This is a genomic window from Reyranella sp. GW821-FHT14A01 (assembly GCF_058803965.1).
The window spans coordinates 1-17437 of sequence record NZ_JBXAPM010000026.1 but is presented as its reverse complement, the minus strand read 5'-3'; the positions used below and the strand labels follow the sequence as shown (position 1 = coordinate 17437).

The following is a 17437-nucleotide window of genomic DNA, read 5'->3' as shown; positions in this document are numbered from 1 at the left end:
TCGTTCAACCGAAAACGTCGAAGACCTCGGCAATTGCCGACCGATCGAGTCCGGCGCGTAGGCAGGTCTGCAGCAGCACGCGCGCTTTCAACGGATTGAGCCGGCCGCCCCAGATGAGGCCGGCCTTGCGCAGCGCGATCTCCGAACTGGGACCGCCATAGGTCTGGCGCAGCAATGGCCCGCCGCCGGCGCGCGGTGACACGACGGTCGGAATGATCTCGCCGAGCTGGCCCACCAGCGACGCGACCCGCTCGGGAACGTGACCGCCGCCCATCGCGCCCACCACGACGCCGCGATAACCGAGCTGGTCGCGATGATCGACCATCGCCTCGAGGATATAGCCGGGCTCGTCGAGGCCCAACCACAGGAGCGCCACCGGCTGTTCCCTGCCCTCCGACGCCGCGCCCAATCGCTTGCGGGCCGCTTCGACCGGCGCACGCACCGGCATCGACAGCGGCACGACCCGATCTTCAACCAGCGCCGCGAGCGGCCCGGTCTGCGGCGACGCGAAGGCATTGATCCGCGTCGGATGGATCTTCAGCACGTCGGCCGCCGCGTAGATCTCGTCGAGCATCACCGCGATCACGCCCAGCGACTTCGCATGTGCCTTCACCCAGGGATCGCAGGCGACACGCACGGCGGCGAGCAGGTTGCCCGGCCCGTCGGGCGAAGTGAGCGCGGGATTGCGCATCGCGGCCGTCACGATCACCGGGATGTCGCGCTCGACGAGGAGATCTAGCAGGAAGCTGGTCTCTTCCAGCGTGTCGGTGCCTTGCGTCACCACCACGCCGTCGACATCGAGGCCCATGATCTTCTGCGCCAGCGAATGGATCTGGTCGAACGACAGCGAATGGCTGCCGACCCGCGACACTGTCTCCGCGCGGATGTCGGCCAGCGTGGCCAGCAGCGGAACGGCCGCGACGAGATCGTCGGCGCCCAGCCCCATCTGCATCGCGCCGGACGCATCCGGCGCGGTCGCGATGGTGCCGCCAAGGGCCAGGATCTGGATACGCGGAAGGGTCATGACAAAAGCCTCAGGGAACGAAAGAAACGCTCGGCCTCCGGCGCGCGCATCGCATCGGCCGGGGCGAGATAGCCGAGGGACACGTAGCGGCGCCCCTTCAACACAACGAGTTGCCGCAACGCATTGCCACCGGCCAGCGGCCCGGTTGATTCGACAGCCGGCGCACCCTGCACCGTCTTCCAATCGACGCTGGTCCATTTGCCGCCGGCCAGGCGCTGCGCGCGATCGTCGAGCGCCGACTGAAGGTTGAGCTTGGGTTGGCGCACATCGACATCGGCAGGATAGAGCGCGCTCTGCGCCACGAAGGACAGGCGCCGGTATTCGAGACTGTAGGAGTGATAGACGAAGGCCGTCCCGCCGGGGGAGACGGTGTCGACCGTCTTGTAAAGCGGTGCGCCCGGCATCTCGACGAAGAACGACTTGTCGGCGCCTTCCACCGGAAACCACGCGGCCGACTGCGCCGCTGCATCGGCCGCCAGCAACGCCACCGGCAGCGCAAGAAAAGACCGCCTGTACTGGCTCATTCGGCAGCCTGTGCCCGGCCAAACTTCTCGCGCGCCTCGGCTTCGGTGTAGTAGCCGCGCGCCACGTCGCGGGCGATCGACTCCCGGCTGCGCTTCGCCGGATCGCCGAAACCGCCGCCGCCCGGTGTCGAGACGCGCACCACATCGCCGACGCCGATCTCGATATCCTGGTCCTTGGAGAGATGCGGCGGATGATAGGTCCGGCCGCCCTGGTCGACCTGCACAAGGTTGGTGCCGCCGTCGCTGCCACCCAGCACGCCCTGGGGGCCGGTGCGGCCATGGTCCATCACCATCGAGACACGCGCCTCACCACGCCGCAGCTTGATGGCGTAGTTGATGCCGAAGCCGCCACGGAACTCGCCGGCGCCGCCCGATCCTTCGCGCAGCGAGAACTCCTCGAACAGCACGGGATAGAACTGCTCCAGCACCTCGACCGGCGGCATCTTGGAGATGCCGATGGTCGAGCAGCCATTGCTCAAGCCATCGCCGCCCTGGAAGCCGCCGTATCCGCCGCCGGTGAAGAGATACATGATGTAGTTACGCTTGCGCTCCGGATCGTAGCCGCCGACGCCGAGATTGCCGGAGGTGCCGGCGGGCGCCGCGAACAACAAATCGGGGATCGCCTTGGTGAGTGCGGCGAACACCGCCTCGGCGATGCGCTGGCTCACCTCGGCGGCGCAGCCCGACACGGGTCGCGGATACTTCGCGTACAGGAACGTGCCTTCGGGCTCGACGATGCGCAGCGGCTCGAAAGTGCCGGCGTTGATCGGCACGTCGGGGAAGACATGCTTCACGGCGAGGTAGATCGCCGACTTGGTCGTGGCGATCACGCTGTTCATCGGGCCGCGACAGGGCGGGCTCGATCCGGTCATGTCGAAGATGAGCTCGTCGCCCTTCTTCGTGATCTTCATCCTGATCGTCAGCGGCTCGTCGACCACGCCGTCGCTGTCGACCTGCGAGGCGCCTTCGTACACGCCGTCGGGAATGCCCGCGATCTTGGCGCGCATCTGCCGCTCGGCGCGATGGCGCATCTCCGCGATCGCGGCCCGCACCACCTCGGCGCCATAGCGGTCGATCAGCTCGGTGAGCCGCACTTCGCCGGTCGCGAGCGCGGCGGCCTGGGCCTTGATGTCGCCGATGCGCTGATCGGCGATGCGGATGTTGGACAGGATGATGGACAGGATCTCCTGGTCCATCTCGCCCTTCTTGAAGAATTTCACGGGCGGCAGGCGCAGCCCTTCCTGCTCCACCTCGGTGGCGCTGGCGGAGAAGCCACCCGGCACCATGCCGCCGACATCGGGCCAGTGGCCGGTATTGGCCAGCCAGGCAAACAGCTCGCCCTTGTAGAAGAACGGTTTCACGAAACGCACATCCATCAGGTGCGTGCCGCCCAGATAGGGATCGTTGACGATGAACACGTCGCCCGGATCGACCTTGCCGGCATAGTGCGTCTTCACCCTCTCGATCACGGCGCGGGTAGAAAACTGCATGGTGCCGACGAATACCGGCAGGCCGAGCTCGCCCTGGGCGATCAGGGAGCCGTCGACGGTGTCGTAGATGCCGTCGGAGCGGTCCATGCCCTCGGAGATCACGGGCGAGAAGGCCGCACGCACGAAGGCCAGATCCATCTCGTTGCAGACCTGGATCAGGCCGTTCTGGATGACTGTCAATGTGACGGGATCGAGATTAGGCATGCCCAAATCACTAGCACAGCCCATGCCCGGCTGCGCTATGATGGCGTTCAAATCCCCCACTTTTCGAAGCGGAATTCCCATGAACGCGCCTCTTGCCGTCGACAATCTCGATTTGATGAAGTTCGGCGTCGGCCAGCCCGTGCCGCGCCAGGAAGACCCGACCCTGCTGCAGGGCCAGGGCCGCTATACCGACGACATCAACCTCCCCGGCCAAGCCTATGCGGTGATGGTCCGCAGCCAGGTGGCCCATGGACTCCTGAAAGGCATCGATGCCGAGGAGGCACGCAGCATGCCGGGCGTGCTCGGCATCTGGACCGGCGCCGATCTCAACGCTGCCGGCTACGGCGCGCTGAAGACGGTGATGATGGTGCCCAACCGCGACGGCTCGCAGATGAAGACGCCGACGCGTTATTCGCTGGCCACCGACAAGGTGCGCTTCGTCGGCGACCCGGTGGCCTTCGTCGTCGCCGAGACCGCGGCACAGGCGCGCGACGCAGCCGAAGCCGTCGTCCTCGACATCGAGGCCCTGCCCGCCGTCACCAATGCGCGCGAAGCCGCCCAGCCCGGCGCGCCGATCGTGTTCGACGACGTGCCCGGCAATGTCTGCGCCGACTTCCAGTATGGCGACAGCGCCGTGGTCGCCGAGGCCTTCGCCAGGGCCGCGCATGTGACGAAGCTGCATCTCGTCAGCAACCGCATCGTCGTCTGCGCGATGGAGCCGCGCACCGCGATCGGTCACTACGACAAGGAAACCGATCGTTCGACCCTCTATGCCGGCTGCCAGGGCGTGTTCGGCCTGAAGAACCAGATGGCGGCGCTGCTCGGCATCAAGCCGGCGCAGATGCGCGTCGTCACCGGCAATGTCGGCGGCTCGTTCGGCATGAAGGGCTCGCCTTACCCGGAATATGCCGGGCTCTTCCATGCCTCCAAGATTCTCGGCCGCCCGGTGAAGTGGACCGATGACCGCTCCGGCAGCTTCCTCAGCGACCAGCACGGCCGCGACCATGATTTCGACGCCGAGCTGGCCCTCGACAAGGACGGCACTTTCCTCGCCGTGCGCCTCAAGGGCTACGCCAATCTCGGCGCCTATCTCTCGAACGTCGGCGCGGCCATGGGCGCGCTGGGCGTGTCGCGCAATCTCGCCGCGGTCTATCGCACGCCGCTGATCGAGGTGCAGACCAAGGTGGCCTTCACACACACCTCGCCGATCGGCGCCTATCGCGGCGCCGGCCGGCCCGAGGCCAACTATTTCATGGAGCGCCTGATCGCCACCGCCGCCCGCGAGATGGGCCTCGACCAGGCGGAAATGCGCCGGCGCAACCACATCACGCCCGAGGAGATGCCCTACAAGACCGCGTCGGGCACGGTCTACGACAGCGGCGAGTTCACGGTGCTCCTCGACAAGGCGCTGGAGCTGGCCGACGTCGCGGGCTTCGCGGCGCGCAAGGCGGAGAGCAAGAAGCGCGGCAAGCTGCGCGGCCTCGGCATCGGCGATTATCTCGAAGTGACGGCGCCGCCGATGAACGAGATGGGTGGGCTGCGCTTCGAGGAGAATGGCGACGTCACGATCATCACCGGCACGCTCGACTACGGCCAGGGCCACTGGTCGGCCTTCGCGCAGGTGCTGACGACGAAGCTCGGCATCCCCTTCTACAAGATCAAGCTGAAGCAGGGCGACAGCGACCTGCTGATCGCGGGCGGCGGCACCGGCGGCTCGAAATCGATCATGGCCTCGGGCGCGGCGATCATGGAAGCCTCCGACAAGGTGATCGAGAAGGGCAAGGAGATCGCGGGCGTGGCCCTCGAAGCCTCGGCCGCCGACATCGAGTTCAAGCTCGGCCGCTTCGAGATCGTCGGCACCGACCGCGGCATCGGGATCATGGAGCTGGCCAGCAAGCTGCGCGGCGGCATGAAGCTGCCCGAAGGCGTGCCCACCACGCTCGACGTCAGCCATGTCCACGAGGCGGCGCCGTCGGCCTACCCCAATGGCACGCATGTGGCGGAGGTCGAGGTCGATCCCGACACCGGCCATGTCGAGATCGTGAAGTACACGATGATCGGCGACTTCGGCACGGTCATCAATCCGCTACTGGTCGAGGGCCAGAGCCATGGCGGCGTGGTGCAGGGCATCAGCCAGGCGATCTTCGAGCACGTCGTCTACAGCGAGGAAGGCCAGCCGCTGACCGGCAGCTTCACCGACTACGCCATCCCGCGTGCCGGCGACGCGCCGTCGTTCAAGATCGACTATCACTCGGTGCCGGCCAAGACGAACGTGCTGGGTGCCAAGGGCTGCGGCGAGGCCGGCTGCGCGGGCTCGCTGCCGTCGGTGATGAACGCGATCTCCGATGCACTGGGCGGCAAGCACATCAACATGCCGGCTACGCCAGAGCGCGTGTGGGAAGCGCTGAACAGCTAGTCGAATGGAGAGGGCAGCGCCCCGTTTGGAGGGGCGCTGCCGATCGGTTATGAGCTGGCCCTAATGAAGCAAAAGCGTTTCTGGTTCTGGGGCCTATTCACGACCCTGCTCGTGGCGTTCACACTCGCCGGGCTCGAAGCCCTGAGCTCCTTCGTCGTGCCATCGTGGCCGGCGCGTGAGTTGCGCGCGATCGAAGTGTCCAATGCCGCACCGGGATACAATAGCTGGGGCCTGCGCGACCGCGAGCATCCGTTGCAGAAGCCGGCCGGCACCTCCCGCACCGTCCTCGTCGGCGACAGTTTCCTCGAAGGTGGCTTCGTCGAGAAGTCGGTCGGCGCGCGGGTCGAGGAGATATGGCAGGCCGAGGGCCATCGCGACTGGGAAGTGATGAGTCTCGGCATCTCGGCAACGGGGCCGCCGCAATACTACTACCGCATCCGCAACATCGCTTTGTCGCTGCAGCCCGATGCGCTCGTGCTGATGTTCTATTCCGGCAACGACTTCGTGTCGGAGGCTCTGTCGCCTTGGCGCATCCCGCCCCCCATAGCCGAGCGTCCGCAGCCATCGTGGCTCGGGGCGGTTGCGCCTCGCCTCACCTGGCTGCTGGTCAACCGGCTCGGCCTGTCCGAGTTCGGGCGTGCCAACAAGGCCACGGCCGACGAGGTGCAGGAGATCATGAACAAGCCGCGCGCCGAACGGCTCGACGCCATGGTCAAGCTCGTCAAGACCCACTACTACCCGGACAAGGACGAGAAGGTGATTCGCGAGATCCTGTCGCGCGGCGGCGACAGGTTCTGGGATCGCTTCGAGCCGCGCGATCGGGACCAGGAATATCTCCAGGCCTGGTGGCTCGCCGGCATGGTCGACTGGGAGACCGCTACCTGGACGGTGCCGGTGACACCGGCGGAGATCGAGCAATCGGTGAACAAGCAGTCGATCGCCGCGACCATGAGCTGGCTGCTGGGCGCCCGCGACCTGGCGCGCGAACGCGGCATCAAATTCCTGGTCGCGCTGGCGCCGGTGGGCGTGGTGGACCCGAGCTACGCCGAATTCTGGCGCCCGTGGCCGCGCTACATGAGCTATCCGCGGGAGGGTGAGGCCAAGCACCATCTGTTGCGCGCCGAGCTGGAGGCCAAGGGTGTGACGGTCGTCGATCTCGAGGACGATCTCAAGGGCGTGCCGGGCACCTACCGTGTCTCGGACGGCCATTGGACCGAACTCGGGACCGAGATCGCCGCCAAGCGCCTCGCCGCTGCGCTCCTGACGCCGAGATGAACCTGCGGCAGGCGTTGCTTTCATAAAACGTTATCGAACGCCTCGCATCTTGGCGGTGCATGCGAACATGTTCCGTAGCCACGCAAGTCGTGGAATCGCCCGTCACGACCACGCTCATCGACGCCTCAGGCCTGCAGCGCAATGTGTCGCTGGAACAGCTGGCCCGGAAAGTCGCCGATGGGAAATTCTTCTGGCTGGACATCTGCGGTGTCGCAGGCACCGCCGAGATCGACCTGCTGAAGAAAATGGGCATGGACGAAGCCCGCATCGGCTGGGCATTGCGCTTCGGTCAGGTCGGCCGGCTGACGATAAACCGCGCGGAGGTTCGTGCCGTAACATGGCTGGCGCCCGACCTGCTTCAGCTCGTCGAAATCCACGTCTGGTCCTCGCCGACCGGCCTTGTCACCGTCTGGGCCGGCGATCCGCGGGCCCTGGAGCCTCTGCGCACCGCATTCTCCGAACGGGCTGCCCGGCTTGACGGGCGGCCTTATCAGGCGACGGCCATTCTCCTGCAGATGCTGCTGGGCACCATTGACCGCGCCATCACCGGCATGGATGAGCGCCTGAACGGGCTGCAGGGCGTGGTGAAGGAAATGCCGCGAACGGTGAAACTCGCCGACATCACGCGGCAGCTGGAAACGCTGCGGGCCATCTGGCTGAAATTCGATCGCTACGCGAGCGCGGTGCGGTCTGCCCTGGTCGGCATCGAGGCCATCGCCGACATCAGCGACGTTGGCGTTTGCGAATTCAACGACTACCAGGAAAACATCGAGGACGTGGAAAGCCGCCTGCACGAGCGCTTCGAATGGTCGTCCGATCTCGTGCAGGACTATACGGCCGCGCTCACGCGCCAGCAGGGCGAGCAGATCAGCCGGCTGACCATCTTTTCCGTGATCTTCCTGCCCCTCACGGCCCTGACCGGCTTTTTCGGCATGAACTTCGGGTGGATGGCCACCGCACTGGGTGGCCTCCCCTCATTCGTGATCCTGGGCGTCCTGCTCCCGATCGCAAGCGTCGTCGCCACGGTCGTGTGGCTGCGACGGCGCGACCTCCTGTAGGGACGATCAGGTAGCCATGATCAGGCCGGCGTGAACATCGGCAGCGGCGGGCCGCCGTCGGTCGGCTTGAAAGTGACCGACACCGGCTGATCGCACTTCAGCTTGTCGAAGTCGCAATCCACGATGTTGGTCAGCATGCGCGGGCCTTCGGCGAGCGTGACGTAACCGATCGCGTAGGGCACGGGCGCGCGACGCATCACGCTGTAGGAATAGATCGTGCCCTTGCCCGACGCCTCGACCCATTCGGTCTTGTCGCTGAAGCAGAAGGGGCAGATCGTGCGCGGATAGTGGTGCGCCTGGTTGCAGGCGGTGCACTTGCGCACCAGCAGCTTGCCCTTGCCCGCGGCATCCCAGTAGGCCTGCGTCTCTTCGCTGACGGCCGGAGGCGGCAGCTTGCGCTCTTTGGTCTCGGCCATGGTCTACTCCCTCTCCAGAATGACGGTCGCGCTGCCGTGGCGCAGGCCGAGCGAGCCGCCCGTGCCGTGCGCGATGGCCAGATCGCAGTTCTTCACCTGCACCTTGGGGTGCGCCTCGCCGCGCAACTGGCGCACGGCCTCCAGCACCTTGGTGAGGCCGCCGCGGTTGGCGGGATGATTGCTGCACAGGCCGCCGCCGTCGGTGTTGAACGGCAGCTTGCCGGTGCCCGAGATCAGGTTGCCGTCGGCCACGAAGGCGCCGCCCTTGCCCTTCTCGCAGAAGCCGAGATCCTCGAGCTGCATCAGCACCGTGATGGTGAAGCTGTCGTAGATCGAGGCGTACTTCATGTCCGACGGCTTGACGCCCGCTTCGGCGAAGGCCGCCGCGCCGGTGAAGCGCGCGCCCGAATAGGTGAGATCGACCTTGCCGCCCATCTGCGTCTTGATGAACTCCGAGGCGCCCAGCAGCTTGACCTTGGGCCGCTTCAGCTTGGCCGCGATCTCCGGCGCCACGACGACGACCGCACCGCCGCCGTCGGTGATGACGCAGCAGTCGAGGCGATGCAGCGGATCGGAGATCATCGGCGAGTTCACGACCTCCTCGACGGTGACGACGTCCTTCAGCAGCGCATGCGGATTGTACTGCGCATGGTGCGAGGCGGCGACCTTGATCCAGGCGAGTTGCTCGGAAGTCGTGCCGAACTCGTACATGTGACGCATGGCGCAGTTGGCATACATGTTCACGACGGTCGGACCGTAGGGGAACTCGAACGGATCGTCGGGCGTCGGCGTGCCGCCGCGGCTGCGCGGCACGGTGCCGGTCGCCATGCCCTCGGCGCGCGGCCGGCCGGCCAGGGTGATCAGCGCCACCTTGCACTTGCCCGCGGCAATCGCCTCGGCGGCGTGACCGACATGCAGCACGTAGGACGAGCCGCCGGTGTCGGTCGAATCGACGTGACGGACTTTGAGGCCCATGTACTCGACCATGGACATCGGCCCGAGGCCGGGCGCGTCGCCGGCGCAGAAATAGCCGTCGACATCGTCCTTGGTGAGACCCGCATCCTCGAGCGCGCCCTTGGCGCATTGCGCATGGATCTGGGCCAGCGAGATATCCTTCGCAAGCCGTGTCGGGTGCTCGTAAATTCCGGCGATATAGGCCTTGCCCTTGATGCTCATCGGCGAGCCATCCCCCTGGTCGTTGTGCGGCGCACATGGTGGGGGATCGCGGGCTCACAGGAAAGTGCGCTCTTTCGCTGCGAAGAACGATGCTAGGCTCTGCGAAACAATCGGGGAGCAACGTCACATGGTCTTTCGTCTTCTTTCCGTCATCGCCGCGGCCTGCCTGGCTTTCACCGGCGCCGCCAATGCCCAGGGGAAAGCCGAGCTGCTCTGGTACAGTCAGGCCGCCTTCAAGCTCACGACCCAGAGCGGCAAGGTCATCATGATCGATCCCTGGATCATGGGCGCGACCAAGATTCCGCCGGAGCTGAAGGACCTCGACAAGATCGGCAAGGTTGACCTGATCCTGGTGACGCACGGCCATGGCGATCACCTGGGCGACGCGCTGGAGATCTCCAAGAAGAACAACGTGCCGATCTGGGCGCCGGCCGGCCTCAACCAGACCCTGGCGACGCTCGGCCTGATGCCCGCCAACCTCGTGCCACGCATGAGCAAGGGCGGCACGATCGAGCCCTTCCCGGGCGTCAAGATCACCATGGTCCATGCCGACCATTCGTCGGAGATGATCCTGAAGGACCCGGCCACCGGCAAGGACACGAGCTACGCCGCCGGCGAGCCCTGCGGCTTCATCATCGAGCTGGAGAACGGCTTCAAGATCTACCACATGGGCGACACCGGCCTGTTCGGCGACATGAAGCTGATCGGCGAATACTACAAGCCCGACCTGCTGCTGATCCCGATCGGCGGTCACTATGTGATGGACCCCAAGGCCGCCGCCTACGCCACCAAGGAGCTGATCAAGCCCAAGATGGCGATGCCCATGCACTATGCCAGCAACCCGTTCCTCAAGGGCACGCCGGCCGAATACAAGGCCGCGATGGGCCAGACCTCGATCGAGATCCTCGACATGAACCCCGGCGACAAGAAGACGTTCTAGGGCTGGTTAAAATCTCCGTCGTCTCGACCGAAGCGCCGAAGGCGCGAAGTGGAGAGACCTTCTCTCCGCGATTTGCCGGCTTTTGGTGGAGACAAGGTCTCTCCACTTCGCCTCGCTACGCTCGGCTCCGGTCGAGACGACGGGTGCTCTTTAAAATCTGGCTGACTTCTATTAGTCGCCCGCGACGTCGCGCGCGCCCGGGGTGCGGTTGCGGAACTCCTCGGGCGCCTCGCGGCCGGCGTCGGTGAAGGCTTTCTTCACCGCGGCGACGTTGGGGCCGAAGATGCCCTTGCGGTTGTCTTTGGCCCACTGGTTCGAATTGACGATCGTGTCGAGCGATCCCTGGAAGCGCGGCATCACGTAGCGCGCGAACAGCTCGTAGGAGCGCATCGTCTGCTCGCGCGTCGCCCATTCGTGGGCGCGGAACAGGACGCCGCCGAAGCCGCCATTGGAGAAGCCGAGAAGCCGCTCGATGCCCTTGGCAACCGTATCGGGGCTGCCGACCAAGGTCGTGCCCATCTTCACGCCGTCGCGCAGCGGATCGTCGGCGCGGCCCGGCGGGCGGCCCAGCGTGTCCTCGAAATAGGTCACGGTCTCGCGGCGCTCGCCGGCATGGACCTCGCGCAGCGCCTGCTCGTCGTCCTCGGTCACATGGGCGTTCACCACGACACGCCACTTGGAGCGGTCCGCGGTCTTGCCGTGCTTGGCCGCGGTCTCCTCGTAGATGCCCCACTGCTTGCCGAGCATCTCCGGGCCGCCCGGGATACCGGCCCCGATGGAGAGGACGCCGAGTCCGTGCTTGCCGGCGGCGATCATGCCCGAGGGCGTGATGGTGCTGGCGCAGGCGATCGGGAAATGCGGATAGCTGTAGGGCGCGAGATGCAGCCGCGCCTCCTTCAGCTCGAACCAGTCGGTCTTCATCGTGACCGGCTCCTTGCATTCGAGCAAGCGCATGATCGCCTCCAGCGCCTCCTCCATGCGCGGCCGCTGGGTCGAGGGGTCAATGCCCATCATGTAGGCGTCGGACGGCAGCGCGCCCGGGCCACAACCGAGCATCGTGCGGCCGCGCGACATGTGGTCGAGCTGCACGAAGCGGTTGGCGACCATCAGCGGGTGGTGATAGGGCAGGCTGGTGACGCCCGAGCCGAGCCGGATGTAGCGCGTGCGCTCGATGGCGGCGCCGATGAATACTTCCGGCGAGGCGATGGTCTCCCAGCCGGCGGAGTGGTGCTCGCCGATCCAGGCCTCGTCGTAACCGAGTTCGTCGATCCACTCGATCAGCTCCATGTCGCGCGCCATCGCGAGCGTCGGGTTCTCGCCCACGCGATGGAACGGCGCCAGGAAGATGCCGAATGTAAGTCCCTTGTGATTACCGGTCTGTGCCATAAAAGTCCTCCGTCACCCGCGACGGTAGCATGTGCGCGGCGTTGACCGCAGCACCGGCTTGCGCAGATCATCCCCTGATGACCGAGGCCTCTTCCCTTCCACTGGCACGCTTCAGGATCGTCGAAGTGAACGACGCGAATGTGCCGCTCTGCCTGCGTTTGGCGACGTCGCTTGCCGCGAAGATCGCGGCCGACCTTGGCGCCGACGTGCTCAAGGTCGAGCCACCCGAAGGCGATCCGGTGCGTCGTGCGCCGCCTTTGCTGCCGCAGGGCGAAAGCGCGCTGTTCCAGTTCCTCAACACGTCGAAGCGCTCGCTGACACTCGATCTTTCGAGCGAGCCCGGTCGCGCCGCGCTCGCCGGTCTGGTCGACGGCGCGGACGCCGTCCTGTTCGAGGAGCCGGCTTCGGTTGCGGCGATGCTGTGCGCGGGCAAGGCCACACCGGTCGAGATCGCGGCTTTCCCGGTCGAGATGGCCGCCGCGCAGCGGCCCGTCAGCGAACTGGCGATCCAGGCACTGGGCGGGCTGATGCACATGGTGGGCGAGCCCGCACGCAAGCCGTTGAAGCTCGGCGGCCATCAGGCTTCCTATCCGGCCGGCCTCACCGCCTTCACCGGTCTGATGTCGGCCCTCGCCGCGCGCGATGCCGGGCGCCGGGCGCCTTCGGTGCGCGTGTCGCTCGCCGAAGTGATGCAGTGGGTGAACTGGAAGGCCGCATCCGGCGCCGCCGCGTCAGGCACGTCGCCCGGCCGCGAGGGCAAGAACTCGGAGTTCCAGGTGCTGCCTTGCCGCGACGGCCATGTCGCCGTCGTCTACACGGTGACACAGTGGCCGGCGACGCGTGCCCTGGTCGGCGATGCGCGGCTCGACGATCCGAAGTTCAACACGCGCGCCGGGCGGCGCAAGAACATCGCCGAACTCTATGCGGCACTCGCGCCGTGGTTTGCGGGCAAGACGCGCGAGGAGATCCAGAAGACGGCGCAGGCGAAGGGCGTGCCGTTCGGGCCGATCTTCTCGCCGTCCGAGCTTTTGGAGACGGAACAGTACGTGGCGCGCGGCTTCCTAGCCGACATGATGCATCCGACCGAGGGCAAGTTGCGCCTTCCGCAGTTGCCCGTGCAATGGAACGGTCGCTCCTTCGCACCGCGCCCGGCGCCGGAACGGTCCATGACCCCTCCGCCTCCGAAGGCCTCGGCACCTCCCCATTTGAATGGGGAGGGCAATGATCGTCCCCTCTCTGGCGTGCGGGTGCTCGATTTCGGGCTGCTGACGGCGGGCGCGAACACATCGGCCATGCTGGCCGATCTCGGTGCCGACGTGATCAAGATCGAGTCCGGCGCCTATCTCGATCCCTTCCGCGTCGTCGGCAAGATCGACAACGACGAGGGCTGGTGGAACCGCTCGCCGCAGTTCCGCTTCACCAACCGCAACAAGCGCGGGCTGGCGCTGAACCTGAAGGATTCCGAGGGCCAGAGGATCATCCGCGAACTCGCGGCGCATTGTGACGTCGTGGTCGAGAATTTCCGGCGCGGCGTGCTCGATCGCGCGGGCCTGGGCTACAAGGAGCTGAGCGCGATCAACCCGCGCCTGGTGTTCGCCGCCATCTCGAGCCAGGGCGATACCGGGCCCGAGCGCATGAACGTCTCGTTCGGCAGCACCCTAGACGCCACCTCGGGCATCGCCTCGCTCACCGGCTACCAGGGCGAGGAGCCGCGCATCTCGGGCATGGACGTGAACTATCCCGACCAGATCGTGTCGCTGTTCGCCACCGGCATCGTGATCGCCGCCGTCACCGAAGCGCGCCGCACCGGCAAGGGAGCGTTCCTCGACTTCTCCCAGCGCGAGGTCGCGTCGTTCACCCTCGGCGAGGAAATTCTTGCGGCTTCGGCCGACCCGAATCACCGCCTGGCGCCACGCGGCAACACGGAAGCCGGCGTGGCGCTGCAGGACTCCTATAAATGCGCCGACGGCAAGTGGCTGGCCGTCACGCTCGACGCTCCGGATGTCTCAGTGGAAGCCCTCTGCGCCGGCAAGGATCGCGACGCCGCGCTGGCAACGCTGCTCGGCAAGGGCATCGCCGCCGCCCCCTGCCTCGACGGTAACGATCTTCTGCGCGACACCGCGCTTCAAGGCGTCACGCTCGTGCGCGACGAGAACGGCGGCCTCGTGAAGGGCCTGCCCTATCGGCTCGACGGCAAGGGCCTCGCCATCGAACGGCCGGCGCCCGATCTCGGCCAGCACACCGACGAGGTGCTGCGCGAGCTGCTGGGCTACGACGATGCCCGCCTGAAACAATTGAACGACAGCGGCGTGACCTCGACCACGCCCACCATCGGAGAGGTTTGAGCCATGCCGCGCGCCGAAGTGCACAAGTTGATGGAGCGCATGGCGATCCCCGCCATCGCCGCGCCGATGTTTCTGGTCTCCAATCCCGCGCTCACGTTGGCCTGCTGCAGCGAGGGGCTGATGGGCAGCTTCCCCGCCCACGGCACGCGCAGCCGAGAGGAGTTTCAGGGCTGGCTCGACGAGATGGTCGAGGGGATGAAGCGCTTGGAGGATGCCGGCAGGAAGCCGGCGCCCTGGGCGGTCAACCTCGTCGTCCATGCCTCGAACCCGCGCTACCAGGGCGACCTCGAACTGGTCGAGAAGTACAAGGTGCCGGTGGTGCTCACCTCGAAGGGTGCGCCGGGCGACGCCATCAAGCGCATCCATGGTTGGGGTGCTGTCGCGCTGCACGACATCGCCAACCGGCGCCATGCCGAGAAGGCGCTGGAAGCCGGCGTCGACGGCGTGATCGCGGTGGCGGGCGGCGCCGGCGGCCATACCGGCACGATCAATCCCTTCGCGCTGATGAACGAAGTGCGACAGTTGGGTGACAGCTTCGCCGTGGTGCTGGCCGGCGGCCAGACCACCGGACGCGACGTGCTGGCGGCCGAGGCGATGGGCGCGGACCTCGCCTATATCGGCACGCGATTCATCGCGACCCAGGAAGCGATGGCGGCACAGGCGCACAAGGACATGATCCTCGCCACGCGTGCGACCGACGTGTTCCTCACGGCTTCAGTCGACGGCGCACCGGCCAACTGGCTGACGCCGAGCCTGTTGGCCGCCGGCATCGACCTCGACGTGCTTCGCACGACCTTGCCCGGCAAGATCGTCGGCGCGCAGGAGAACAAGAAGCGCTGGAAGGACATCTATACGGCCGGTCACGGTGTCGGGAACATCGAGGACGTGCCGGCCGCCGCTGATCTCGTCCGCCGTCTCGTCAGCCAGTATCGCGAGGCGAAGTCAGAAATGGCGCGTCAGCTCACGGGCAGCGCCGCAGCGTAGACGGTGGGCGCCCCCCTGCTCTAGGTTTCACATCCAGAGTTTTGAGGGGGATCGCGTGAAGACAAAGGCAGCCGTCTGTTTCGAGGCCGGCAAGAACCTCGAAATCGAAACCGTCGATCTCGAAGGGCCGAAGTTCGGCGAGGTCCTGGTCGAGATCAAGGCGTCGGGTGTCTGCCACACCGACGAATTCACGCGCTCCGGCGGCGATCCCGAGGGTCTGTTCCCGGTGATCTTCGGCCACGAAGGCGCGGGCGTCGTCGTCGACGTCGGGCCGGGCATCGTGTCGCTGAAGAAGGGCGACCACGTGATCCCGCTCTACACACCCGAATGCCGGCAGTGCAAATCCTGCCTCTCGGGCAAGACCAACCTCTGCACCTCGATCCGCGCCACGCAGGGCCAGGGCGTGATGCCCGACGGCTCCTCGCGCTTCTCGATCAAGGGCCAGAAGATCCATCACTACATGGGCTGCTCGACCTTCTCGAACTACACGGTCCTGCCCGAGATCGCGCTGGCGAAAATTCGCCCCGACGCGCCGTTCGACAAGGTCTGCTACATCGGCTGCGGCGTGACGACCGGCATCGGCGCCGTCATCAACACCGCCAAGGTCGAGCCCGGCGCCAATGTCGTGGTGTTTGGTCTCGGCGGCATCGGCCTCAACGTGCTGCAGGGCGCGCGCATGGTCGGCGCCAACATGATCGTCGGCGTCGATCTCAACCCGGCGCGCGAGGCGCTGGGCCGCAAGTTCGGCATGACGCACTTCGTCAACCCGAAGGACCTCGGGACTAAGGATCTGGTCGCGCATCTCGTCGAGCTGACCGACGGCGGCGCGGACTACAGCTTCGAATGCGTCGGCAGCACCAAGCTGATGCGCCAGGCGCTGGAATGTTGCCATCGCGGCTGGGGCAAGTCGGTGATCATCGGCGTCGCCGGCGCCGGCCAGGAGATTGCCACGCGCCCGTTCCAGCTCGTGACCGGTCGCACCTGGATGGGCACCGCGTTCGGCGGCGCCAAGGGCCGCCGCGACGTGCCGAAGATCGTCGACTGGTACATGGACGGCAAGATCGACATCGATTCGCTGATCACCCACACGATGCCGGTCGAGAAGATCAACGACGCGTTCGACCTGATGCACAAGGGTGAGCCGATCCGCAGCGTCGTGACGTTCTAGCCGCCCATTCCTGAAGGAAGCCACGCCATGACCGTGCGAAAGCTGGGCGGAGCCACCATCGAGAAGGTCGAGGAGATCTGCGGCCCGGGATTCAAGCCCGGCCGCATGTTCCCGAAATTCAATCAGGAAGCCTTCGACGCCCAGAAGGGCTGGATGGTGCCGGAGCATGTGCAGGACGGCAGTGACCGGCTGATCGGCTCGGTCCATAGCTGGATCGTAAAGACGCCCAAGCACACGATCCTGATCGACACCTGCCTCGGCAATCACAAGCAGCGGCACAATGCCGGCTGGAACAACCTAAACACGCCGTTCCTCGACCGGCTGAAGGCCTGCGGCTGCCCCGCGGAGTCCGTCGACTTCGTGATGTGTACGCACCTGCATGTCGACCATGTCGGCTGGAACACCAGGCTGGAGAACGGAAGCTGGGTGCCGACCTTCCCCAACGCAAAGTATCTCTTCGCCAAGCGCGAGTACGCGCACTGGGAAAGCGAGCGCAAGACCAAGGACAATATCAACGACGGCTCGTTCGACGATTCGGTGCTGCCGATCGTCGAGGCCGGCAAGGCGGTGATGATCGAGAGCGACCACCAGCCCGACCCGCTACTCACCATCAAGGACTATCCCGGCCACACGCCGGGCTCGATCGCGATCAACCTGAAGGACCAGGGGAAGCAGGCCTGCTTCTCGGGCGACATCATGCATCACCCGATCCAGGTCTATCACCCCGACTGGTCGAGCCAGTTCTGCTGGGACCAGGCGATGTCCGCCGTCTCGCGCCGCAAGCTGCTGGAGGACTGCGTCGAGAGCAACGCACTCCTCTGTCCGGCTCACTTCCCCGGTGCCAATGCGGGCTACGTCAAACCCGAGGGCAATTCCTTCAAGATCGAATGGGATCGCCAATGATCAACAAACACAAAGGGTGTCATCCTGAGCGTAGCGAAGGATCCTTCGCTACGCTCAGCAACCATTAAGATTGAACTGTCATGCGACAGTGTTGCGAGCTGAGATCCACGGGGTGCCGCGAGCGACGA

At 66.0% G+C, this 17437-nt stretch carries 14 protein-coding genes; 8 read left to right on the top strand and 6 right to left on the bottom strand.

Annotated elements, in window-relative coordinates; all coding sequences use genetic code 11:
* Window positions 1-4: 4 nt before the first annotated feature.
* The 3 genes from AC1ROX_RS29925 to AC1ROX_RS29915 are packed head-to-tail and all read right to left on the bottom strand — an operon-like array spanning window position 5 to window position 3242.
* A complete protein-coding gene (locus AC1ROX_RS29925; RefSeq protein ID WP_493132287.1) occupies window positions 5-1024 on the bottom strand; it encodes an asparaginase in 1020 nt (339 codons plus the stop codon).
* Complete coding sequence (locus tag AC1ROX_RS29920) at window positions 1021-1548, bottom strand: hypothetical protein (RefSeq protein ID WP_493132285.1); 528 nt, start codon at window positions 1546-1548, stop codon at window positions 1021-1023. The genes AC1ROX_RS29925 and AC1ROX_RS29920 overlap by 4 nt, the downstream gene beginning before the upstream one ends.
* Window positions 1545-3242 carry a hydantoinase B/oxoprolinase family protein gene (locus AC1ROX_RS29915; protein ID WP_493132283.1) on the bottom strand — a complete coding sequence of 566 codons (1698 nt, stop codon included), beginning with the start codon at window positions 3240-3242 and terminating at the stop codon, window positions 1545-1547. Before AC1ROX_RS29915 ends, AC1ROX_RS29920 begins: the two co-directional genes overlap by 4 nt.
* 79 nt (window positions 3243-3321) lie before the next feature.
* Here AC1ROX_RS29915 and AC1ROX_RS29910 point away from each other — a divergent pair, with 79 nt between their 5' ends.
* The 3 genes from AC1ROX_RS29910 to AC1ROX_RS29900 all read left to right on the top strand — a co-directional run bounded on the left by AC1ROX_RS29910 (window position 3322) and on the right by AC1ROX_RS29900 (window position 7991).
* Window positions 3322-5658 carry a xanthine dehydrogenase family protein molybdopterin-binding subunit gene (locus tag AC1ROX_RS29910; protein WP_493132281.1) on the top strand — a complete coding sequence of 779 codons (2337 nt, stop codon included), beginning with the start codon at window positions 3322-3324 and terminating at the stop codon, window positions 5656-5658.
* Window positions 5659-5721: 63 nt separating this feature from the next.
* Window positions 5722-6933: an alginate O-acetyltransferase AlgX-related protein gene (locus AC1ROX_RS29905; protein WP_493132279.1), complete on the top strand. Its 1212-nt coding sequence runs from the start codon at window positions 5722-5724 to the stop codon at window positions 6931-6933.
* An 89-nt stretch (window positions 6934-7022) separates the two neighbouring features.
* A complete protein-coding gene (locus AC1ROX_RS29900) occupies window positions 7023-7991 on the top strand; it encodes a CorA family divalent cation transporter (RefSeq protein ID WP_493132277.1) in 969 nt (322 codons plus the stop codon).
* A gap of 20 nt (window positions 7992-8011) precedes the next feature.
* Here AC1ROX_RS29900 and AC1ROX_RS29895 read toward each other — a convergent pair whose 3' ends face one another.
* Window positions 8012-8407, bottom strand: coding sequence for a Zn-ribbon domain-containing OB-fold protein (locus tag AC1ROX_RS29895; RefSeq protein ID WP_493132275.1), 396 nt, complete (start codon window positions 8405-8407; stop codon window positions 8012-8014).
* 3 nt (window positions 8408-8410) lie between these two features.
* The gene (locus AC1ROX_RS29890; protein WP_493132273.1) at window positions 8411-9583 is read right to left on the bottom strand and encodes a thiolase family protein; all 1173 of its coding nucleotides are present in this window, start codon (window positions 9581-9583) and stop codon (window positions 8411-8413) included.
* A 127-nt stretch (window positions 9584-9710) separates the two neighbouring features.
* Between AC1ROX_RS29890 and AC1ROX_RS29885 the strand changes: the two genes are divergently transcribed.
* The gene (locus tag AC1ROX_RS29885; protein WP_493132271.1) at window positions 9711-10523 is read left to right on the top strand and encodes a metal-dependent hydrolase; all 813 of its coding nucleotides are present in this window, start codon (window positions 9711-9713) and stop codon (window positions 10521-10523) included.
* Window positions 10524-10694: 171 nt separating this feature from the next.
* Here AC1ROX_RS29885 and AC1ROX_RS29880 read toward each other — a convergent pair whose 3' ends face one another.
* Window positions 10695-11909: an LLM class flavin-dependent oxidoreductase gene (locus tag AC1ROX_RS29880; protein WP_493132269.1), complete on the bottom strand. Its 1215-nt coding sequence runs from the start codon at window positions 11907-11909 to the stop codon at window positions 10695-10697.
* A 125-nt stretch (window positions 11910-12034) separates the two neighbouring features.
* On the opposite strand from AC1ROX_RS29880, the gene AC1ROX_RS29875 reads away from it, so the two are divergent.
* The 4 genes from AC1ROX_RS29875 to AC1ROX_RS29860 are packed head-to-tail and all read left to right on the top strand — an operon-like array spanning window position 12035 to window position 17309.
* Complete coding sequence (locus tag AC1ROX_RS29875; RefSeq protein WP_493132267.1) at window positions 12035-14254, top strand: CaiB/BaiF CoA-transferase family protein; 2220 nt, start codon at window positions 12035-12037, stop codon at window positions 14252-14254.
* Between the two features lie 3 nt (window positions 14255-14257).
* Window positions 14258-15238 carry an NAD(P)H-dependent flavin oxidoreductase gene (locus AC1ROX_RS29870; RefSeq protein ID WP_493132265.1) on the top strand — a complete coding sequence of 327 codons (981 nt, stop codon included), beginning with the start codon at window positions 14258-14260 and terminating at the stop codon, window positions 15236-15238.
* Between the two features lie 55 nt (window positions 15239-15293).
* Window positions 15294-16406: an S-(hydroxymethyl)glutathione dehydrogenase/class III alcohol dehydrogenase gene (locus AC1ROX_RS29865; protein ID WP_493132263.1), complete on the top strand. Its 1113-nt coding sequence runs from the start codon at window positions 15294-15296 to the stop codon at window positions 16404-16406.
* A gap of 27 nt (window positions 16407-16433) precedes the next feature.
* On the top strand, window positions 16434-17309 hold the full coding sequence (locus tag AC1ROX_RS29860; protein ID WP_493132261.1) for an MBL fold metallo-hydrolase: 876 nt from the start codon (window positions 16434-16436) through the stop codon (window positions 17307-17309).
* The last annotated feature ends 128 nt before the right edge of the window (window positions 17310-17437 follow it).

Bases quoted from the DNA above. Each gene is read 5' to 3' on its own strand.
- AC1ROX_RS29925 (WP_493132287.1), bottom strand. From the start codon at position 1,024: ATGACCCTTCCGCGTATCCAGATCCTGGCCCTTGGCGGCACCATCGCG.
- AC1ROX_RS29920 (WP_493132285.1), bottom strand. From the start codon at position 1,548: ATGAGCCAGTACAGGCGGTCTTTTCTTGCGCTGCCGGTGGCGTTGCTG.
- AC1ROX_RS29915 (WP_493132283.1), bottom strand. From the start codon at position 3,242: ATGCCTAATCTCGATCCCGTCACATTGACAGTCATCCAGAACGGCCTG.
- AC1ROX_RS29910 (WP_493132281.1), top strand. From the start codon at position 3,322: ATGAACGCGCCTCTTGCCGTCGACAATCTCGATTTGATGAAGTTCGGC.
- AC1ROX_RS29905 (WP_493132279.1), top strand. From the start codon at position 5,722: ATGAAGCAAAAGCGTTTCTGGTTCTGGGGCCTATTCACGACCCTGCTC.
- AC1ROX_RS29895 (WP_493132275.1), bottom strand. From the start codon at position 8,407: ATGGCCGAGACCAAAGAGCGCAAGCTGCCGCCTCCGGCCGTCAGCGAA.
- AC1ROX_RS29890 (WP_493132273.1), bottom strand. From the start codon at position 9,583: ATGAGCATCAAGGGCAAGGCCTATATCGCCGGAATTTACGAGCACCCG.
- AC1ROX_RS29885 (WP_493132271.1), top strand. From the start codon at position 9,711: ATGGTCTTTCGTCTTCTTTCCGTCATCGCCGCGGCCTGCCTGGCTTTC.
- AC1ROX_RS29880 (WP_493132269.1), bottom strand. From the start codon at position 11,909: ATGGCACAGACCGGTAATCACAAGGGACTTACATTCGGCATCTTCCTG.
- AC1ROX_RS29870 (WP_493132265.1), top strand. From the start codon at position 14,258: ATGCCGCGCGCCGAAGTGCACAAGTTGATGGAGCGCATGGCGATCCCC.
- AC1ROX_RS29860 (WP_493132261.1), top strand. From the start codon at position 16,434: ATGACCGTGCGAAAGCTGGGCGGAGCCACCATCGAGAAGGTCGAGGAG.